Source organism: Cohnella terricola (genome assembly GCF_007786475.1).
GTDB lineage: Bacteria > Bacillota > Bacilli > Paenibacillales > Paenibacillaceae > Cohnella > Cohnella terricola.
The window spans coordinates 118,470-138,795 of sequence record NZ_VNJJ01000013.1; the positions used below are offsets into that span (position 1 = coordinate 118,470).

The window sequence follows — 20,326 nt, forward strand, 5'->3', positions numbered from 1 at the left end:
GAACCAAAGAAGGAGAAGGTCCGCTATCGGAACCTTCTCCTTCTTTAGTTACGCTTATGGTTACGCCACTTTATTGTACGTCATAATCCAGATCGAACCTGCAACTATCGTCAGTACGATGATCAGGCCAAGAATCAACACCATCATATTGTACCGTGGTTTGCCCTCTTCCTTCAGATGCATGAAGTAGACTAATTGCACTATGAACTGCAGAACCGCGGAGCCGAGCAGTACGACCGTTGCCGCCGTTCCCTTCAATACATCATTGAGCACGATGATCAAAGGAATCGCAGTCAGAACGAGCGATAGAACAAAACCGATGACATAAGACTTAAGCGAGCCATGCGCCTCGTGAGAGCCGTGAGCGTCATGAGCGCCTTGATTCGTATGCTGCGCCATCTTACATCACCCCCATCATGTATACGATCGTAAAGACGAAGATCCACACGACGTCGAGAAAATGCCAGTACAAGCTGATGATACCGACTTTGCGCCGGGTCACGGAATTAATTCCATGACGCCCCAACTGAATCATGATCGCGATCATCCATACGAGACCGACCGAGACGTGAAGCCCGTGCGTGCCGACCAGCGTGAAGAAAGCGGACCAGGAAGCGCTCGTAGAGATCGCCGCGCCTTCGTGCACCAAATTAACGAATTCAGTAATTTCAAGCGTGATGAACGATGCCCCGAGCAATACCGTTATCGCCAGCCATACAATCAGCCCTTTGCGGTCGCCTTTGTTCATGCACAGAACCGCCAAACCGCTCGTAAAGCTGCTCGTCAGCAAGATGAACGTTTCCGCGATCACTCCCAGCATTTCGAACAATTCGGCCCCTGTCGGACCTCCCGCCGTGTTCCCGCTGAGTACGACGTAAGTCGCGAACAACGATCCGAACAGAATGCAGTCCGTAATCAGGAAGATCCAGAAGCCCATCATCCGCATGCCTTCGAGATCGTGATGCCCCTCGTGGCCGTGCCCGTCTCCGTGCGATGGCGCGGCGACGGCGCGGTTACTCGAATGTGCCATTAGATAGCCCTCCCTGCCGCAGCTTCCGTGCGCTTGATTTCTTCTACCGGGATGTAATAATCCGTATTGTAATTAAACGAGTGAGCAAGCATGCATGCCGCTACGCCGACGAGTCCCGGAATGGCCATCCACAGCCAGTCGAAAATAAATCCGAATCCCGCCACGAAGAAGCACGCCGACATAATAATCGGAATCCCCGAGTTTTTCGGCATATGAATCGGCTCCAGCTTCGGCCGCGGCGACGGCGCCCCTCCTTGGGCGATGCGCTGCTTCTCTTCCCACCAATCGTCCTTCTCGCTCACCCGAGGCAAGGTCGCGAAGTTGTACATCGGAGCCGGGGAAGGAATCGACCATTCCAGCGTCCGTCCATCCCAAGGATCTCCCGTCGTATCGCGCTCCATGAACTTGATGCTGTGCAGGATCTGCCATACTTGGAACAGGAAGCCGATCCCCATTAGGAAGCCGCCGATTGTCGAAATCAGATTCAGTTCATACCAGCCTTTGTCCCAGCCGTAAGTGCTCAGACGACGGGTCATTCCCATCAACCCGAGGAAGTACTGAGGCATGAAGCAGACATAGAATCCGATATTCCACAGCCAGAAAGCCCATTTGCCGAGCTTCTCGTTCAGTTTGAATCCGAACACCTTAGGCCACCAGTAGTAAAGGCCCGCGAAATATCCGAAGGCGACCCCGCCGATCAGCACTTGGTGGAAGTGGGCGATCAGGAAGTAGCTGTTATGGAACTGGAAGTCCGCCGGAGCGACGGAGAGCAGCACCCCGGTCATGCCGCCGACGACGAAACAAGGAATAAATCCGAGCATCCAGAGCATCGGCGTCGGGAACGACAGCCGTCCGCGATACATCGTGAACAACCAGTTGAATATTTTAACCCCCGTCGGAATCGCGATAATCATTGTCGTGACCGCGAAGAAGGCGTTGACGTTGGCGCCCGATCCCATCGTAAAGAAGTGATGCGCCCACGTAAAGAACGAAGCGACGCTGATACTCATCAACGCAAAGACCATCGATTTATATCCAAACAGCCTTTTCTTGGAAAACGTAGCGACGACTTCGGAGAAGATCCCAAATGCCGGCAAAACTACGATATATACTTCAGGGTGTCCCCACATCCAGATCAGGTTGATGTACATCATCGGATTGCCGCCGCCGTCGAGCGTAAAGAAATGCGCGCCGAGATAGCGGTCGATGAACAGCAGCGCCAAAGTGACCGTCAAAATCGGAAATGCGAGGATAATCGTCAAGCAACTGGACAATGTCGACCACGTGAACATCGGCATTTTCATCAGTTTCATGCCTGGCGTACGCATTTTCAAAATCGTGACGATAAAGTTGATCCCCGTCATCAAGCTGCCTATCCCGGAGATCTGAATTCCCCAGATGTAGAAGTCTTGGCCGACTCCCGGGCTAAAGGCCTTCTCGGACAACGGCGGGTAAGCAAGCCAACCCGTATCCGGAGAACCACCGATGACGAACGAAAGGTTAAACAGCATCGCGCCCATGAAGAACAGCCAGAAGCTCAGCGAGTTCAAGAACGGATACGCGACGTCGCGCGCCCCGATCTGCAGCGGGATGACGAGGTTGAACAATCCGAACATAAGCGGCATCGCCATGAACAGGATCATGATGACCCCATGGGTCGTGAAAATGGCGTTATAATGTTCCGGATTCAGAAATTCCAGTTCCGGAACCGCGAGTTGCGTGCGCATCAGAAGCGCATCAATGCCTCCGCGGAACAGCATGAGAAGCGCTGCAATCACGTACATGATGCCGATTTTCTTATGATCGACCGTGGTTAGCCATTCCTTCCATAACCAGGTCCATTTCTTAAAATAAGTGAGCGCGGATACGATCGCCACCATCGTAAGCACGATGGCCACGTCCGCCCCATAGATGAGAGGATCTCCCGTCACGAAAAAATCGGAGGCGAAATCCTTAACGTTATCCCACATGCCGGCACCTTCCTTTCCTGCTATTCTTTGCTATCGGCTTGTTCACTTGCCGAGCCGTGATTATGACCGCTGCTGTATTTCGTTACGATTTTCTGGAACAAGCCTTCCGGAATCGAAGAGAAGGACTGTAAGTCCGACACGCCCGGCTCTGCCAATTGCAGATAACCTTCCGTCGTCAGAGCTGGAGAAGATCCTTTAATCTGCTGAACCCAGCCGTCAAACTCCTCTTGCGAGGTAGCATTGGCCGTAAATTGCATTTTGCCGAAGTCCTTCCCGCTGAAGTTCGCTCCGCTGCCCATGTAAGATCCCGGTTCGTCCGCGATCAAGTGCAGCTTCATCGCCATCCCGGACATCGTGTAGATCTGCCCGCCCAGTTGCGGAATCCAGAAGGAATTCATCGGCGCGTCCGAAGTCAATCTGAATTCGATCGGCACGTTCGCCGGAAACTCTACGTAATTCACCGTGGCGATTCCTTGCTCCGGATATTGGAACAACCATTTCCAGTCGAGCGAGGTAACTTCGATCACAAGCGGCTTGGCTTCATGCTTAAGCGGCTTGGACGGCTCGAGCATATGCGTATATTTGACCGTGATGATCCCCAGAATCGCGATCACGACGATCGGAATGCCCCACCAGATCGTTTCCAACTTCGTGCTGTGCTCCCACTTCGGGGAATATTTCGTGTCTTTGCCGGGTCTATGCTTATACTTCCAAGCAATATAAAAAGCAAGAATCAATACAGGAACAAGGACTACCAGACAAAGCACGCTTGAAATAATTATCAAATCCAACTGATGTTTGCCGATCTCGCCTTTCGGATTGAGCACGACAATCTTATCGGTGCAGCCTGTCATCATAATCGTCATCGCGATCAGCGACAGAACGGCCGTGAGGCGCCGCAGCCTTTTCATCATCACCATCTCCCCATCTTCTTGCTGCTTGCCGTTACCCGGTTCGCGAGAATCCAAAACATGTATTTCCGAGGGTGGAGTAACAGACCATTCCCTCATCTTCATTCAACATAACAGAAAGCGATGTAATGTTCCTCACAGTTAACAAAGGCGACAATTAAACGTTGAAATTTCGCAATACTTTGTTCACCGTTTCGCCATATTGTGAATTTTATTACATACTCAGTCGATTTTAACCATCGAAAAGAGGCCGCCAAAGCGACCTCGATCTATTCGCATATCCGGGCGGTGCCTGTACGTCATCCTCCCGCGTCCTCCAGGAGCAGCGCCTGTCCGCATCGCGTGCAATAGGTTGCGCCACGCGGCGAGTAGGTTCCGCACGCCTCGCAAAGGATATCCGCGCCCTGCTTCTCCGCTTCGTCCTGCCGCAGCCTTAACTGTCGCGGCGGATTCAACGCGGCCAGCGAGCGGCGTTCCTCTTCGCCTCCTCGGCGAATGAGCAGCAGCAACAGGAACAATCCGCCGCAACCGATGAACGTCAGCCACAACAATCTGCCCCAGCCGCTCCATGGCTGAAAGTCCCAGCAGGCATGCAGCACGATAGCAGCAAACACCAACAAGGCGGCAATCGTCCACTTGCGAACAGCTCCCGACCCGGCCGCCTCCCCGCGTTTGGCATGTACGGTTAACCCGTACCATATGCCAGCGGATGCGATAGCCGTCCAAGTTCCGTGACCGAACGGAGACAGCAGCGTACGCGTCCACAGCACCGCTAACATCTGCCAAGCCGAGTTCTGCTCCAGATGCATCCAGCCGTAATAGGCGCTCTCCAGCGCCGCAAACCCCATTCCCGCCGTCGCGCCGAATACGATCGCGTCCATCAAGAAACGCATGCGTTTGGCTCGCAGCAGGGCAACGACCAGCAGCAGCTTGGATAATTCTTCGACGACCCCGATGACGATCGGCGCCGCATCGACCCGAAACGAGCCGAGCGGCCCTTCTTCGCTGACGAGCAGCCACTGTTCGAGCACCCAGGCTAAAGGTACAGCGAACACGGCGGAAAGAATAAACATTAATGCTAGCCGCCTCGCCTGAAATCCAAGCAACTGAGCATCCCGTATGATCGACACGAACGTTATCGGTCCGACGGCGCCTCCGACGATCAGAGAGGCGACGATTACCGCCTGGTTCCCCTTCAGCAATAAGGCGAGCAAACTAAGCAAAATAAATGCCCCCGCCGATAGGAGCAGCACGTTCATCCATGAATCTCGCTTGCGTCCTGCAACCGGTGATGAGGTCTCTTCGGTCTGGCGAACCGCAACCTCATGCTCGACGTTCTCCTCGCGCGAGACGGAAACGGTCAAATCCGGTCTTCTAATGCGAAGCACTTCCGTAAACTGCTGTTTGACCGGCGGATAATAAGCCAAGATGGAATGGAATTCTTCTTCGGCCATCACCATCAACTCTCCGTCGGTCGCGGCGACGATCGTGTTTTCCTCCGGCACGCCCGCCAGAAGCGACACCTCTCCAAAAAAATCCCCTTTGCGAAGCACGGTAGCGCGCTTGCCCGCTTGGGTCATTTCAAACTTGCCGTCCAGCACCATAAAAAATTGATTGGAAAACTCTCCAGAAAGAACGACGGTTTCTCCGGCTTCGACGTGTTTTCTTACCGTGATTTCGGCAAGCCCGCGCAGCTCTTGTTCGGGAATCGCCGACCAGATGGACGCTTTCTGCAGGATGCCGTGAATCATACGTATTTCGGCCGTGTAAGATAAACTTTCGTAGAACAACGGACTTATCTCCGAAAGACGGGCAAACGCGTCGCGGTCGATCCGCAGCGCGTTAACCTCCGTTAAAGCCTGAACGCTCGCGCCCCTGCGGTCATTACGCATGAGCGCGATCTCACCCACCATCTCTCCGGCCGAGAGCTCCGACAATACCACCCGCTCCCCGACCAAATTACGGGACGTGACCTGGGCTTGCCCATCTAACAAAAGAAAACACTCTTCCGCCAATTGACCCTCTTTCATCAGCCAGGATCCGGAAGCAAAAAAAGCCGGCTTCAGCAAACCGGCCGCTTCTTGCAATTCCTCCCGAGGCACCCCGTGGAACCAGGGGTGCTCCCGAAAGTATTCCTCGATCGATACGTTCATCGCACGACTCTCCATAATGATATTAGCGCATGTTGCCGATGATCGACGAGCGAGACTCTTGCATCTTCTTAACGAAATTGGTCATCACGTCAAACGCTTCGTTCCGCTTATTCGACAAGCTCTGCAAGCGAAGCATGTCCATCTGTTGGGAGTTGGAGAGCGAGTCGATTCTTTCATTTAATTGAGCGATCAGGTTTGTCCACTCTGCGCTTTTCAGCGTCTGCGCTTCCGGAACTTTGATTCCGGCTTTCGTCAGATCGTTCCGTAAATCCGCGGGAAGTACGGCGGACGCTCCACTTACCGGCTGTAACTGTTGAAGCCTTCCCTTCAGAGTGGCGTAATTACTGACTTCTTGGTTGCGGGATTGAACCTGGTTAATCTGATCCTGGAGCTGTTTATCCAGCAGATTCGCTCTTTGGTTTTGGACCATGAGCAACGCCGTTTCAAGATCCATGCCGCTCAAGTCGATCGAAGAAACGCCCATCGAAGTAACGCCCATCGCATTGCTTGTACCGGACGCGCCGATCGCATTGCGGATCGAATCCGAGGCGTCGTCGTTCAGCATGATCCCGATGCCTCCGGCAATCCCGACCACGAATCCGGCCAATGTCAATACTGCCTTCACTCGAAACATTTTCCTACCTCCGAATTTGAAAATAATGTCTTTTTTCTTATTATAATCGATAAATTCGGACATGGATATATTTTCATCATCGGAAGCTGCTCCGAACTGCTACCGCTCGCCAGCAGATGCAGCCAATTCTTCTTTCATCATGTCATAGCCAAGCTGCTCTTTTTCTTCGCTGTTCTCTTCAAAATGCTGTTCAAAATAAGCTTTGGCCGGATGCATCGTTGTCTGTCCCGAAACAGTTAACAAGTAAAACAGCTCATAATTGAAATTTTTCTTGTTGTCCTTGTCAAAGGTTAGCCTCAGCGGAAAGGAACTACGGTCTGTTTTGTTGTAGTATGGCTCCATTTCCTTCAGATAGCCTTCAATCATTTGTTTCCCCGCTTCTCCCAACTTCTCGTCATTCGCTTCCGATAAAGCCTTGCTCATCCCGATAATAACGGGACGATCCTCCGGCGCGGTTATTGAGGTTAAGTCCGCATCCGCGGTCACATCTACAGAAATGACGCTTCCTTCTATATGGTAATCGGAAAAAAGAAGCGATACATTCTCAACCCGATCCGACTTTTGCGGATACGTGGATAGCAGCAGCCCAACAATGTCCTGATAGACTACCTCTGCCTGCTCAGCAGATAAATATTTACTGTTATTTATGATTTGCTTACTTGCTGCTTTGAGAGGCAAATTTTCATCCTCTATGACATTGTTGCATGCCACCATGAATGCAGAGAGTACTGCTGCCTGCATAAAACACATCCATAATCTCTTTCTCATTATCGCGTCCCTCTTTTTAACCTATTCTTCTAATCAAACAACTTTCCGTGTACCAGATCGATTGACACCGTCTCGGTACCGTCACTTGTAAACACCAGCTCCAGTTTTCGAACATTTACAACATCGATATCAATCTGCCGTGCCAGATCCCCTCCCCGGAGCCCAGATACCGTAAGACGTTCTTTGCCGTCGGCAATGATTGTAAATGAGCCGGATGCGAGGCTGTTTCTTGTCAGATCATCAATGCCAATAAATCCGCTGAATCGGGAGTACAAGCCATTTAAGTTGTACTCTAGGGAGCCGGCAAGCGGCCCCTCGGTATGCTCCTTCTTCAACAGTTCGACTTTGATTCCATTGTTTCGGTATTCCGCCCCGCCGATTTTCAAGGAAGTTCGACTGGTGATCGTATGATTTCTTGCCGCGCCATTCACCCTTGCATATCGAAGGCTGGCCAAATCATCGAACCGCCCGGCCTTCGTGCCGATCCACACCGTATTGTGCTCTGCGTCCCATTGAACGCGCTTGCCTGTAACATCACTGACAAGAGCTAAAGGCACATACAACTTCCCTTTATGGGCAAAGCTCTCCATCCTGCTGCTTGCCGTTTCCACGCCATCAACCATCAGGCGGGCATTATGAAGCAATCCTTCAACTGAGTTTCCTGCGGAGGCATACGCGGTTGACCCAAACACAATGCTGGATAAAGCAATACCCCATACAAAACCTTTCCATTTGTCTATCAATTGAGCCACTCCTTTAAGTAGAACTTCGTGGACGTCTATGAATATTAACAACGAGTAATAGCAATAGGTCGCAGTTATTTCTGAAATAATTTTTTCCATGAAAGTATTCCAAAAGAAAAATTCATTTGGCATAATGTACTAAATTGTTTGAACGAATAAGTTCCGAAAAAAAGCTTCTCCCGTGGGCGGCACATTTGTTTGTGTTTGTGTTATCTTGCAAGGAGGTATGAATTTGCCGGACGAGCTGCTGTATCTGCAACATCAGAACTTTGCAAATCTGAGCCCAGATCTGCAAAAGGAGATTTATAGAACCTTCTACAACATGTACTATCCGACAATTTATTACATGGTAAATAACCACTCCACAACCGAGGACATTATTCAGGAGTCATTTTTGAAAGTCATTTACCGTATGCCAGGGACAGGCAGCTTGGACAAGACCAAAGCCTGGATTAAAACAGTCGTCAAAAACACAACCTTGAATTTTTTACGAAAAAACAAAAAAGACCTTAACAATGTTGACCTGGAGCATGTTTTTAATTCTGAGCATGAATGTGTTACTGATTCAGAAGGAGTAGCAGAGAAAATCGAATTCAAGGAATTGATCCAGGCTGTTGAGCACTGCCTTCATGATTTGAAGCCAGAATATCGCATTTTAATTGAACTGAGATGGAGACGCGAGCTAAGTTACAAAGAAATAGCCGATGAGTTGAATATTACGGAACATAAGGTGAAGTACACGCTAAACCGGGCAAGAGAAGCCATTAAGAGGCGGTTAGCTAAGGAAGGAGGCTACAAATATGAGGGAGAGGCATTTTGACAAATTGTTTGATGAGGCTTTCGATGCAGCCGCCAAAAAAGCGACGGTAGTTCCTGACGCCGAACCTTCCTGGGAGAGAATGCAAAAGAAAATAGGCAGCAAAAATAAGCGACGCAAACTGCTGGGCTCGCTTCCTGTTGCCGTAGCTTCATTCCTGCTTGGGGCGTTCTTGTTCGGCTCGCCCGCGTTGACATCTGCGCTTAACCCATTGTTTGATACCGTGAAACACTATCAACAGAACGTTGTCAGTTTTGTATTTGGCACAAGAAGTACCGACGCAGGCGCACTGACACCTCCTCCTGATGAGAGCGCGGGAATAGAGGAAAACAACCTCTCAGAGCTGCCCATTTACGAAAAATCTTATTCTTCCTGGGAGGAAGCCGCGCGTCATTTTGCATTTTCAACATTAAAAATACATGACATTCCCCCGGATTACAGGCTATCGGAAGTAAGGCTCTATTCGGCAGATGCGGACAGCCCGGCGAATGAAGCGCGGCTCGTCTATTATAATCATGACAATCAGCGCTTGATCATCAAATTAAGTAAGCTGGGTGCACACACCACCATCACCTCATCCCATGCGCAAGATGGTGGAACCTATGAAGTAATTGAGCTTGATCACTTTACTGCTTACTATTTTGCGGTAAATAACGGTCTCGGGATGCTGGAATTCATCCATTCCGGTCTTCATATTTCGCTATCCGGCCCCCTGACGAAAGAGACTTTCATCCAATTGGCAGAGAGTATAAAATAACATCCACTATGATAACCGCAACCGGAATAAGTCAAAGCTAAAGGGCATGGATACGGTACAGTACCGAATCCATGCCCTACGAGTGCTTAACGATATCGTTCTAACTTTCTGGATCAATTCATTCCGTCCAGGCGATTCTCATGCGAATGAATTCAGTTACGCAAGCTCTTCCTGCGCGGGAGCCGCAGCTTGAACGTGATCTTGGTTTTTCTGCATAAGCGGAGCGATTACGCCGAATAGCATAATTTGCGCGCCGCCGATCAGAAAACCGATACCGACCATCAGACCGAGATTACGATCGTTGAATTGGGCGATATTGAACAGGCAACAAACGACGCCGACCGCGATGACGACCATCGCTACCCATTTCAGCATGCGGGACATTTCTTTATTTCTCATGAGGGAGCCCTCCTACTGTGTAAGCGCTATATGTGACCATTTTAGCACAACCTTGTGACAATTCAAAGTCATAATTCACAAGTTGGACAAAAATAGGCTCCCTCAATGCTCCCGCTCCATATTGTTTACTGTGCGGGCACGGCTTCCTCGGATGCTGCGCCGGAATTGCCGGACGAGGAGGACTCCGTCGCCGAACCTGCCTGCCCCTCCGGCGATTCGGACGGTTGGCCTTCTTTTGCGCTTTCTTCGGTCAGAATTTTCTGGCCTTTGGCTTGAAGATTATCCAGCGCGTCGGACACCGTAGCTTTGCCGTCCTTTACCTTCTGGAATTCTTCTTGCGTCAGCATGTTGAATTGCTCGAAGAACTTCTGCGGGATTTTATCGTAATCCTTGTACATATTATTCTCTACCGGCTTCAACGAGTAGAACGCTGCGATGTTGATATTGTTCTCATTGGCGATATATTTCGTTCTCGACGGGAAGTTGCCGTTCTGCAGCTTGGAAGTGACCCGCGCAAAGTCGTCGCCGTTCACGTAGCTGACGAATTTCCATGCGGCCTCCGCGTTGGCGGAACTCGCATCGATCGCGAAAATCTGGCTCGGCGACATCGCCGTGCTCTCGTCCGGATTTTGAGGATTCACCGGCATCGTCACGATGTCCCAATTCTGAATGCCTTTATCCTTCAATCTGGTTTTGGCTTCTTTGATCTGGTTCATTAAATAACTGCCTTCCATCGTCATGGCGACTTTGCCGCCGATAAACGGATCACGGAGCAGGTAGTCTTCGTAAGTGGTTGCGCCTTCGTTATTGCGATACGGATCGTCAGTGTACAACGTCTCGGATTTGATGGCCTTGTCCGCTAGCTCGAAAACATTTTTCCAGGAATCCGAATTGATCATGAGCTGCTTGGTTCCGGCATTGATATAGGACAATCCTTGAGTAGAACCGATGTTCAATCCTAAATAATAGAGCTCGTTTTGATAACCTGCCTTTAACCCGTAGACGCGGTCCTGCTCCGATCCCGTCGTCGGGAAGCGCGCGGCAAGTTCAAAAAGCTTCTCCCAGCTCATGCGGTCTTCGGGTAAAGAAACACCGTATTTATTAAATAAATCTTTATTGTAATAGATGACTTGGCTATAGAAGGTCGGAGACAATCCGTACAGAGCGCCATCGCTAGCCTGCCTGATGGAGTCCAGTATCCCCGGAGCGATTCCTTCCAGATCGAATTTATCCTTCTTGATGAACGAATCCAAGTTGTACAACTTGCCTTCGCTCGCCATTCGCCTATACTCATCGGTCCCCAGCATCAGAACGTCCGGTTTTTCTTTCTCCATAAATTCGCGCATCGACTGCTGATAGTCTTTGCCTTCTTCGTACACGTTCTGCGTAGAGACGACTTCGATTTCGATGTTCGGGTATAAGGTAGAGAATAGCATGCCGTATTCCTGATAGAACGACCGCTCATCGTAGTACATCACTTTAAGCGCGGATTTCTCATTCGTGTTCTTATCTCCGCCGCCAGTGCTGCAGCCGGAGGCCACCCCGACCAATAGCGACGTGCCCAGCAACATCGTTATCTGTTTTCCGTAACGCATTTTTTTACACTTCCTTTATTCTTAAATTCTATGAAATCGATTGGAACATCAGATTTGCTTCCTATGGCTCCCAATCTATTTACATATTGTACCATGAAAGGTATGGGTACTTTCTTAAGTTTTCCTTAACAGCACTATAGTCCTACCCATTGAACGGAGATCGCCTGTCTATCCCCAACTTAAGTCGGGGTCGGTTATCCCCTCGCGTCGGGTGACAAAGATTTAAACAGTGCGCTATGATGGGTTGAGCCGAATGAAAGGAAGATGATTCCATGAACAGATTGGAATTTATGGATAAAATCAAGAACGACTTGGAGCCCTTGCCCGAGAACGAACGGAACGAACTGCTGCGCCGCTGCGAAGAGTGCTTCGAATCCGGACTCAGACAGGGCAAGACGGAAGAAGAGATCGCCTGGGAACTTAGCGTCCCCCGAGAGACTCCGCAGGAAATATATCGCGGTTCGTCCTCTCCTCTCCCCGCACCGCCTTGGGGTCCTCCGCCCGCTGCGAAGCCCGTCACGGATACGCCCAGATTCATCGGAGTCGGCATCATGCTCTTTTTCCTCAACGTCCTCATTGCGATTCCGGTCTTCGCGTCATTGTGGGCCGCTCTGATCTCGCTATGGACAGGCGCGGTCGCGACCTTATTGTCGCCTGTCATGGCGTATCTGGAAAAAACGTTATATGGCGACTTTACGACGGCCAAATTGTTCATGGCACTGGGAATGGTCGGAGTCGGCATGCTGTTGGCCGGTTTAGCGTGGCTGCTCAGCAAATGGCTTCTGCTTGCAACGAAATCTTATGCCATCTGGAACTTTAAGACTTTGAAAGGAAGAAACTAACGATGAAGAAGCTCTGGTATCTTACCGCTATCTGTCTTATTGTGATCGGAATCGCCGGCGCGCTGCAGTATGATTGGAAAGCAGGCGACAAGGATTTGCGGGACTTCGAGAAGGAATGGACGTTCTCAGCCGACGATTTGCGTACCCTGTCGGTCGTCAGCGACTACAACGTAAGCATGAAATTCATCAAGAGCGAAGACGGGCGCAACAGCATCCGTCTGAAAGGCCGCGGAACGGAGAAGATGATCGAAAAGGCGCAAGGCGCGGAGATTGCCGACCGGACGTTAAAGCTGGATTTGGTCCGCATGCCGAAAAGATACATCAATCTCTTTAATTTCGACTTCCGCAACAACAAGGAAGAATTCGTCATCGCCGTGACGGACGACGCCATGCTCGATAAGCTGAAGATCAAGGTGGATTCCGGAAATATCGATTTGACGGACGCTCCGACTCTGTCCATCAAGGACGCGGACTTATCCACGGATTCCGGCAATCTTAAATTCAACGACTTTCACAGCGATACTCTGAACATCAAAATCGATTCGGGCAATATTAAAGGCGGCAGACTAAGTACGAATCTAACGGCATCTACCGATTCGGGCAACATTACGATCGAGAACATGACCGGCCAAGCACGCATTTCCGTGGACTCGGGTAACGTCAAGCTCTATAAACTCGATACCTCTAATGCCGAAATCAAGACGGATTCGGGTAACATCTACGTCCAGGTTCCCGCGTCGTTCGCCGGCGTTTACGACCTGAAAGTCGACTCCGGAAGAGTGCGTTCCCCCGATTCCAAGCATCAGACTACCGATTACGTGAAAGTCAGAACGGACAGCGGAAATATTACGATCGAAGAAGCCGGCCGCTAATCGACCAACGCCGAACAAACAAGCCGCGAATCTCTCGACTGGAGAGCGTCGCGGCTTGTTTCTCGTATCCCGTAATAGTGTCTGGCATGCGAAAAGGCGAGGAGGTCCTCCAACTTTGGTCGGGGCAGATTCCAAACCTGGGACGGTTACGGAAGCTCCTTCCGGGAGCTAGGATAGAGATATAACTTCTTCGCATTGGACACAAACCGAATAAGGAGGCTCACCCCGTGTTCTCGATATATAACGGTATCATTGGCGCTAGTGCGTTACTCTTGCTGATTCTCTCCTGGATCGGCGGAAGAAAAGCTTCCAGGCTGCTCTACGGCGGATCTGCGGCAAGGTTGCACCGCAAAACCCGCAAACAAATGGTGTGGGCGGCTTATATCGCCCTACCCTCGATCGGTATTATCGCGGCTACGCTCCATATGACAGCTTCGATGCCCTCCGTATTCTGGGAAGATCGCGTGCTGCTTCATCTCCCGCTAACTCTCGTACCCATACTCGCTATCTGGCTGCTGGCCATGCCGCGCTTGTGGGCGCTATGGAAAACGACCCGCACCGATTCAGGAGCACCGCTTCCCGTGGAGGTTCGCAGGCAGGCCGCGCATCCGATGCTTGTCGTCCCCTTCCAGACTTCCGCGATCGCCGCTGCCGCGATTCTTTATTTCCTGCTCGTCACGCCCGTGTCGCTCCGGTTCGGGAACGCCATCGTCCCTATCCTGCTCTGGGCGACCGCTTCCGCGGCATTATGGACGATTCGCGATCGCCGCTGCCGCGCGATCGCCAGGCCGGCGGATCGTTACGAGTCCGGCTTTGTCGCGGATCAACGACTATAAACAATCGACTCCTCGCTCTTATTAGTTGATTCTTAAGCGTACCTCCGATATATGACATCTTCTGTCTTATAGGGATGGTATACTAAAAACGATTATTCGTACGAGGAGAGACCACCCCATGAGAGCGGATCGGCTGCTTCTGATTTTGTCTTTGTTGCAAGTTCATGGACGTTTGAGCTCCCGGGAGCTTTCCCGCCGCCTCGAAGTATCGTCCCGTACCGTGCATCGCGATATGGAAGCCTTATGCAGCGCCGGCATCCCGGTGTATGCGGAACGAGGCGCGAGCGGCGGGTGGACGTTATCCGAAGGTTATCGCCACAGGATCGCCGCGGTGACGACCGAAGAGATCAGCTCGCTGTTGCTGCTCCAATCGTCCAACGTCGTCAAGGACTTGGGCTGGAGCACCCAGGTTCAGAACGCATTCCTGAAGCTCCTCTCGGCTCTGCCTGTCTCGGCAAGGAAGGGCGCGGAATACGCCCGGGCGCGTCTGCACGTGGACGGCGCGGGCTGGCATTTCTCGCCGGAGCGCGTCCCGTATTTATCCGTCGTTCAGGAAGCCGCATGGGAGCAGCGGAAGCTGCTCATCTCCTACCGGAGCTGGGAATCTGACGAGGATACGGAACGGGTCGTTCACCCGCTTGGGCTGGTTGCGAAGATGAGCGTCTGGTATATGGTAGCGGCCATCGAAGACGCCGAAGAGGAGATTCGAACTTTTCGAATCTCCCGGCTTAAGAAGGTCGATAGGTTGAATGAATCCTTCGTCCGATCGGAAACATTCGATCTTGCGGCTTTCTGGGAACAATCGACGGCACGGTTCAAGTCCAATCTCCCGCGCTATCCCGCGAAAGTACGCATAGCTTCCAATCATTGGAGACGGTTTTCCCAAGAAAGATATGTGGTCGTCCATCATCAATCAAGCTTAGTTGAAGGGGAGCGGATAGAAGCAGAGGTGGAGTTCCACACACTGGAGTCGGCATGCGAAATTCTGCTTAAATACGGCCGCCACGCGGAAGCCGTGGCACCGGAACAGCTTCGCGACGCCGTAAGCGAAGAGTGCCGTGCCGCGGCCTCCTTATATGGGTCGATCGGGAAATAAGGGGAGCTCACTCGTTCATCCAACTGGAGATTTCCCGGAAGTAGGCGATAAACTGATCCGATGCCATCGGTCGCCCGGTAAAGAAGCCCTGAATCCGGTCGCATTGCAACTGCTGCAGTCGTTGAAGCTGGGCTTCCGTCTCGACGCCTTCCGCCGTTACGGAAAGGCCCAGGCTATGAGACATATCGATGACCGCCTTCGCGATCGCGTGGTCGTCCGAATCCTCGATCATGTTCAGAATAAAAGATTGATCGATCTTGACGATATGGACGGGAAGCTTCTTGAGCCACAGCAGCGAGGATTGACCGATCCCGAAATCGTCGATCGCGATTTTGACGCCAATGTCGACCAATTCGCCCAACAAACGCACGCTGTGTTCCATGTTCTGAACGGCCGTATGTTCGGTAATTTCGAGGCACAGGTTAAACGGCTCGATCCCCGTTTCCCTTAACGCCTTGCGAACGATATCCGGAAAATCGGACTGCTGGAATTGGACCGTGGAGATATTTACCGAGATGACCAAAGACGGCATCCCCGCTTGAATCCAACGCTTACACTCTCGGCAAGCCTGCTCCAGAACCCACTGTCCGATCGGGATAATCAGCCCGGTCTCCTCCGCGAGCGGAATGAATTCTCCCGGAGGGATCGTGCTGCCTTCGGGCGAATTCCAACGGATAAGAGACTCCGCGCCGTATACCTTCCCCGTGGCTAACGAGACTTGCGGCTGATAGTCCAACGACAGTTCTCCCCGCTCCAGCGCATTTCTCAGGCCAGTCTCCATATTAAACCTCTCGACGCTCTTCGAACTTAACGCCGGCGTATAGATCTGTAGCCTGTTGCCCCCATGCTCCTTCGAATAGTACATCGCCAGATCGGCAAAACGGATCAGGGAATCGACATCCGATCCGTCATTCGGATATATGCATGCCCCGATGCTTGCGGATAGATAGAACTCCTGTCCCTCCAGCAGGAAAGGCTCGGTCAGCATTTGGAGCATACGTGCTGCGATCTTGCTGACGTCGTCTTCTCTCTCGATCCTGGATAGCAGGACGATAAATTCGTCCCCGCCCAAGCGGGCAATAATGTCTTGTTCTCCGACGCATTCCTTCAATTCGGCAGCCGCGCGCTGCAGTAGCTTGTCCCCCGTCTGATGCCCTAGCGTATCGTTGACGATTTTGAAGCGATCCAGATCGATCATCATGACGGCGAGCTTGTTCCCGTCGCGCAGTCGTTCCTCCATCGCCTCTTGTAACTGGTCTTTGAACAGCAGACGGTTAGGCAAGCCTGTCAACGAATCTTGATAGGCAAGTTGAGTGATTCTGGCCTCATTCGCTTTCTTCTCCGTAATATCGGTCAGCGAACCGATGATCCGGATCGCCGTTCCGAGTTCGTCTCTCACGACATCGCCCGCCATGAACACCCAGATGAATTGTCCGTCCGAACCGGGAATTCGAAACTCCAACTGCAACGGCTTGTCCATCTCGGTCGTTTGCTTGAACGCGTTGCGGACGGCTCTGCGATCCTCCGAATGGATGAGTCTGAACAAGGAAAGGGGGTGACTCGTCAGCTTTGCGGTAGAAGTATGTAAAATTTTGTGCGCGCGGATGTTCCAATCAATCCGGCCCGATGTCACATTCCAATCCCATATGCCGTCGTTTGTCGTTCGGGAGACGATCTCAAGCTTCTCGGCAATCGAACGTACCCGGTTGAAAAGCAACTCGCGCTCGAGTGCGACAGCCAGAATCGTGAAGCTGTGCCTAGAAAGGTCGTTCGCGACCAGATTGTTAAGCGGATCGAGCGGACCCGCAAGCACGATGTAGCCCCAGTTCTTCATCTCCGACTTGATCGGATGCAGAATGATGACGTCTTCTCCTCCCGGACCCGTGCTTGGCGGCAAATAATCGAGCGGCGGGAAATGCCGCAGGTCGTACTTCTCGCCTTGCGGTGGGACCGGATCACCGTTCTTGCTGAATACTTGGCGCACGACCAGCTTCCTCTGCCCGCCCTCGTCTTCTTCCCACAAGGCCAGGCATGCCCAATGGGATAAGTTCCAGAACAACTTAGCGATATTGATGTTTTCATCTTTCGTCGCATTAATAAGTCCGCGCGTCATTTTATAATTGTTGGTCGTTATGTTGTGAAAAGAACTGCGCAGTTGGGACAAGTTCCGCAAATATCGGTCGAAATCTTCCGCGGATACGAATTGCGTCCTTTCCGAACAGGCGCACGAAGACCTGACGATGAATCGAGCCCGTATGATCGTCTCCCGTTCCGCCGGCGGACGACCCTGCAGCATTTCGAACGCTTTGCACACCGCTTCCCGCGCCATCTCCTCGAAAGGCTGCTGGACCGTCGATAGCGAAGGGTAGTTTACGGCAGCCTGATGAATGTCGTCGAATCCGGTAACCGCATAATCCCGCGGCACGTTGAAGCCTTTCGACTGCAGACAATCGATGGCGCCAAGCGCGATCATATCCGTTCCCGCCGCGATCGCAGTAAACGGAACTTCTCTAATCAGCAGCTCTTCGGCGGCGGATATGCCGCTTGCCAATAAATTATCGTGTGCCTTCACGATCAGGCGCTCGTCAAGCGGCACTCCTCTCTCATATAGCGCATCCAAATACCCTTTGTAACGTTCAAGAAGGTCGTACTGTTCCATATTGCCGATAAAAGCGATCTCCCGATGACCGTGATCGAGTAGATGTAATACCGCGTCCTTCATGCTCGCACGGTTCTCCGTCAGGACGGAATGCCCCTGCGGGTATGGGGACTGAAATCCGATGCAAACAAAAGGTTTATCGCCGGTTTCGAGTATTTCCAGAAGTGAAGGACTTGCGGACGGAAGGATGAGAATCCACGCATCCACAATCTCGAACGCGATAGGTTCTTCCAACGAGGTAATGCCTAGATAGTCGTCGGCAGCCTGTATGGCGAACAGTTGCGATCGTCTTTCCCGAACGGCTTGATGGATGTGGGGCAGCAGCCTGCCATAGTACTCCCCATCCAGGTGCGGTGCGATGACGCCGATTCGATATTCTTGAACCATGGTGCTCCCCGCCTTCTATGATTAGGTCGATCGTTAATGAGAGATATTGTCAAATTTCAACATGAGCACTCAAAATCCTTTTCCAGACCCTTATTTGGATAAAAAAAACATAAAGCCCAAGCAGGCTTCATGTTCCGTAGAGTGGAGTATGTTATTGCGATTATACGGCCTGCTCCGGCCCACTTAAATACAACTTACGGAACTTCAAGTACGATGCGATCCTCCAAGGTACGACGTACCCGATCAACACAGTCATGAACAAAGAATACATCGTCTCTTGATCAATGCCGCTCAAGTAATCTCGGAGGATAAATCGGACGGCGAGGACGCAGATGAATGAAACGAAAAAACCGATGCTTTTGACCGTGTAGATTTGTTGGTCTGCTCTCCGCTCGTAATTCGTCGTCAGGATAAGCGGCAAAGACAGCAAACCCCCGATTCCGATCGCTGCGATCCATTCCCAAGCCGGTGCATGCGCCTTCGGATTCACGATCAGGAACAGGCAGGGAACAAGAAACAACAGCGGCCTGAGCAGCCGGAAGCCGCTCCCCTGAATCGGCCTATACATTCCCCGTGTTCTTCTCCAAATAATCAATACGGCAACGAGTATGACAATCCCATAAACCGAAAAATCCATATTACGCCACCTTACCTAATGGATTTCATTATCTTATCATAAGGATGTTGTATTGGTGAAGCCAGCTAATTGAAAAAGCGAATCTGCTTGATTTGCGTTGCCCAGCGATCGTAAGTTTTTCTCGCTTTGCTGCGGTTGTCCGGACTCAAGGTAAGGCCCGACATGGACGCGATCCGTTCTGCGTTATCCGATACGGACAGGTTGTCGGTATCGATGTGGTGCCGAAACGTCTCTCCCGACAACGCCTCCATACACCTATCGATCTGCGCCGCCGCCCACGAACGTTCGCCCTCTCCGCGGCTTTTTAGCCGTCTAAGCAGCGTCCCCTTGGATGCGCATAAGGAGTAATGGCGCACGTCCGCGCCGCTTGCACGCAATCTCCCCACGATCTCGTCGAAATATTCCGACTGTACAATTGTCATGGGAGCAATCACGATCCCTGTGTATTCCCGGTTGAGATGTTCAAGCATCGCGTAATTCGTTTCCCGCCACATCGGATAATCCTGAAAATCGGGCTTGGAGATTTCCTTGGGGACATTTTTGCGAATATAGTAACCGGCATTCTCCGGGTCGTACACGTAGGAGTTCGGCAGCCTCCGATGAAGTTCGTAAGCCGTCTGCGATTTGCCGGAGCCGAACGCTCCGTTGATCCAGATGATCATCTTATCACCCCAATGAAAACGAATCGCCTTTTCCTTTAATTTATCATAGTTCGAATCGTGCGAGGAGACCTCGTTGATGCGGGATTTGATCGATTTTTTCGAGTATCTCCGCCACTTTTCCCGCCACCGCTGCGAGTTGTACGATTTTTTCGAGTATCTCTGCCACTTTTCTCGCCACCGCTGCGAGTTGCACGATTTTTTCGAGTATCTCTGCCGCTTTTCCCGCTACCGCAGCGAGTTGTACGATTTTTTCGAGTATCTCTACCCCTTCTCTCGACACAGCAACAAGTTGTACGATTTTTTCAAGTATCTCTACCCCTTCTCTCGACACAGCAACAAGTTGTACGATTTTTCGAGTATCTCTGCCACATTTCTCGCCACAGCAACAAGTTGTACGATTTTTTCGAGTATCTCTGCCACTTTTCTCGCCACCGCGGTCAAGTCCATTTTTATGTGTATATTCTCTTTAGATGAGGTTAGCCGGATGCAGTTAAACACGGCTACCTTTTTCTTTTTTCCATACTAGGTATGTCCGCATGTCAATAAATCGTTTTTCTT

20 protein-coding genes are annotated in these 20,326 nt (G+C 51.4%); 6 read left to right on the forward strand and 14 right to left on the reverse strand.

Annotation, left to right across the window (positions count from 1 at the left end):
- Positions 1 to 60: 60 nt before the first annotated feature.
- The 8 genes from cyoD to FPZ45_RS19575 all read right to left on the reverse strand — a co-directional run bounded on the left by cyoD (position 61) and on the right by FPZ45_RS19575 (position 8,308).
- On the reverse strand, positions 61 to 399 hold the full coding sequence (cyoD, locus tag FPZ45_RS19540; protein WP_144705603.1) for a cytochrome o ubiquinol oxidase subunit IV: 339 nt from the start codon (positions 397 to 399) through the stop codon (positions 61 to 63).
- 1 nt (position 400) lies between these two features.
- A complete protein-coding gene (gene cyoC / locus FPZ45_RS19545; RefSeq protein ID WP_144705604.1) occupies positions 401 to 1,030 on the reverse strand; it encodes a cytochrome o ubiquinol oxidase subunit III in 630 nt (209 codons plus the stop codon).
- On the reverse strand, positions 1,030 to 3,000 hold the full coding sequence (locus FPZ45_RS19550) for a cbb3-type cytochrome c oxidase subunit I (RefSeq protein WP_144705606.1): 1,971 nt from the start codon (positions 2,998 to 3,000) through the stop codon (positions 1,030 to 1,032). The genes cyoC and FPZ45_RS19550 overlap by 1 nt, the downstream gene beginning before the upstream one ends.
- 20 nt (positions 3,001 to 3,020) lie before the next feature.
- Positions 3,021 to 3,914: a ubiquinol oxidase subunit II gene (gene cyoA / locus FPZ45_RS19555; RefSeq protein WP_425457029.1), complete on the reverse strand. Its 894-nt coding sequence runs from the start codon at positions 3,912 to 3,914 to the stop codon at positions 3,021 to 3,023.
- A 296-nt stretch (positions 3,915 to 4,210) separates the two neighbouring features.
- The gene (locus FPZ45_RS19560; protein ID WP_186438474.1) at positions 4,211 to 6,064 is read right to left on the reverse strand and encodes a cyclic nucleotide-binding domain-containing protein; all 1,854 of its coding nucleotides are present in this window, start codon (positions 6,062 to 6,064) and stop codon (positions 4,211 to 4,213) included.
- A 22-nt stretch (positions 6,065 to 6,086) separates the two neighbouring features.
- Positions 6,087 to 6,698 carry a hypothetical protein gene (locus FPZ45_RS19565; RefSeq protein WP_144705610.1) on the reverse strand — a complete coding sequence of 204 codons (612 nt, stop codon included), beginning with the start codon at positions 6,696 to 6,698 and terminating at the stop codon, positions 6,087 to 6,089.
- A 99-nt stretch (positions 6,699 to 6,797) separates the two neighbouring features.
- Positions 6,798 to 7,466, reverse strand: a complete 669-nt coding sequence (locus tag FPZ45_RS19570; RefSeq protein WP_144705612.1) for a hypothetical protein — start codon at positions 7,464 to 7,466, stop codon at positions 6,798 to 6,800.
- A 29-nt stretch (positions 7,467 to 7,495) separates the two neighbouring features.
- Positions 7,496 to 8,308: an NPCBM/NEW2 domain-containing protein gene (locus tag FPZ45_RS19575; protein ID WP_186438475.1), complete on the reverse strand. Its 813-nt coding sequence runs from the start codon at positions 8,306 to 8,308 to the stop codon at positions 7,496 to 7,498.
- A gap of 133 nt (positions 8,309 to 8,441) precedes the next feature.
- Here FPZ45_RS19575 and FPZ45_RS19580 point away from each other — a divergent pair, with 133 nt between their 5' ends.
- Positions 8,442 to 9,029: an RNA polymerase sigma factor gene (locus FPZ45_RS19580; protein WP_186438476.1), complete on the forward strand. Its 588-nt coding sequence runs from the start codon at positions 8,442 to 8,444 to the stop codon at positions 9,027 to 9,029.
- Positions 9,010 to 9,783, forward strand: coding sequence for a DUF4367 domain-containing protein (locus FPZ45_RS19585; protein WP_144705618.1), 774 nt, complete (start codon positions 9,010 to 9,012; stop codon positions 9,781 to 9,783). Before FPZ45_RS19580 ends, FPZ45_RS19585 begins: the two co-directional genes overlap by 20 nt.
- A gap of 156 nt (positions 9,784 to 9,939) precedes the next feature.
- Here the strand turns inward: FPZ45_RS19585 and FPZ45_RS19590 are convergent, their stop codons facing one another.
- Together FPZ45_RS19590 and FPZ45_RS19595 are read right to left on the reverse strand one after the other, a co-directional pair.
- Positions 9,940 to 10,182, reverse strand: coding sequence for a hypothetical protein (locus tag FPZ45_RS19590; protein ID WP_144705620.1), 243 nt, complete (start codon positions 10,180 to 10,182; stop codon positions 9,940 to 9,942).
- A gap of 125 nt (positions 10,183 to 10,307) precedes the next feature.
- Positions 10,308 to 11,777: an ABC transporter substrate-binding protein gene (locus tag FPZ45_RS19595; protein ID WP_144705622.1), complete on the reverse strand. Its 1,470-nt coding sequence runs from the start codon at positions 11,775 to 11,777 to the stop codon at positions 10,308 to 10,310.
- A gap of 272 nt (positions 11,778 to 12,049) precedes the next feature.
- Here FPZ45_RS19595 and FPZ45_RS19600 point away from each other — a divergent pair, with 272 nt between their 5' ends.
- From FPZ45_RS19600 to FPZ45_RS19615, 4 genes are all read left to right on the forward strand, one after another.
- Positions 12,050 to 12,619, forward strand: a complete 570-nt coding sequence (locus tag FPZ45_RS19600; protein ID WP_144705624.1) for a DUF1700 domain-containing protein — start codon at positions 12,050 to 12,052, stop codon at positions 12,617 to 12,619.
- 2 nt (positions 12,620 to 12,621) lie between these two features.
- Positions 12,622 to 13,491, forward strand: coding sequence for a DUF4097 family beta strand repeat-containing protein (locus FPZ45_RS19605; protein WP_144705626.1), 870 nt, complete (start codon positions 12,622 to 12,624; stop codon positions 13,489 to 13,491).
- 227 nt (positions 13,492 to 13,718) lie between these two features.
- The gene (locus tag FPZ45_RS19610) at positions 13,719 to 14,327 is read left to right on the forward strand and encodes a hypothetical protein (protein ID WP_144705628.1); all 609 of its coding nucleotides are present in this window, start codon (positions 13,719 to 13,721) and stop codon (positions 14,325 to 14,327) included.
- A 118-nt stretch (positions 14,328 to 14,445) separates the two neighbouring features.
- Positions 14,446 to 15,423 (forward strand): helix-turn-helix transcriptional regulator, encoded by a 978-nt coding sequence (locus tag FPZ45_RS19615; protein WP_144705630.1) that lies wholly within the window; start codon positions 14,446 to 14,448, stop codon positions 15,421 to 15,423.
- A 7-nt stretch (positions 15,424 to 15,430) separates the two neighbouring features.
- Here the strand turns inward: FPZ45_RS19615 and FPZ45_RS19620 are convergent, their stop codons facing one another.
- The 4 genes from FPZ45_RS19620 to FPZ45_RS19635 form a co-directional block, all read right to left on the reverse strand.
- On the reverse strand, positions 15,431 to 18,469 hold the full coding sequence (locus tag FPZ45_RS19620) for an EAL domain-containing protein (protein ID WP_144705632.1): 3,039 nt from the start codon (positions 18,467 to 18,469) through the stop codon (positions 15,431 to 15,433).
- A 160-nt stretch (positions 18,470 to 18,629) separates the two neighbouring features.
- Positions 18,630 to 19,106 carry a CcdC protein domain-containing protein gene (locus FPZ45_RS19625; RefSeq protein WP_144705634.1) on the reverse strand — a complete coding sequence of 159 codons (477 nt, stop codon included), beginning with the start codon at positions 19,104 to 19,106 and terminating at the stop codon, positions 18,630 to 18,632.
- Between the two features lie 65 nt (positions 19,107 to 19,171).
- The gene (locus FPZ45_RS19630; RefSeq protein WP_144705636.1) at positions 19,172 to 19,768 is read right to left on the reverse strand and encodes an AAA family ATPase; all 597 of its coding nucleotides are present in this window, start codon (positions 19,766 to 19,768) and stop codon (positions 19,172 to 19,174) included.
- A gap of 43 nt (positions 19,769 to 19,811) precedes the next feature.
- Positions 19,812 to 20,099: a hypothetical protein gene (locus tag FPZ45_RS19635; protein WP_144705638.1), complete on the reverse strand. Its 288-nt coding sequence runs from the start codon at positions 20,097 to 20,099 to the stop codon at positions 19,812 to 19,814.
- Between the last annotated feature and the right edge of the window lie 227 nt (positions 20,100 to 20,326).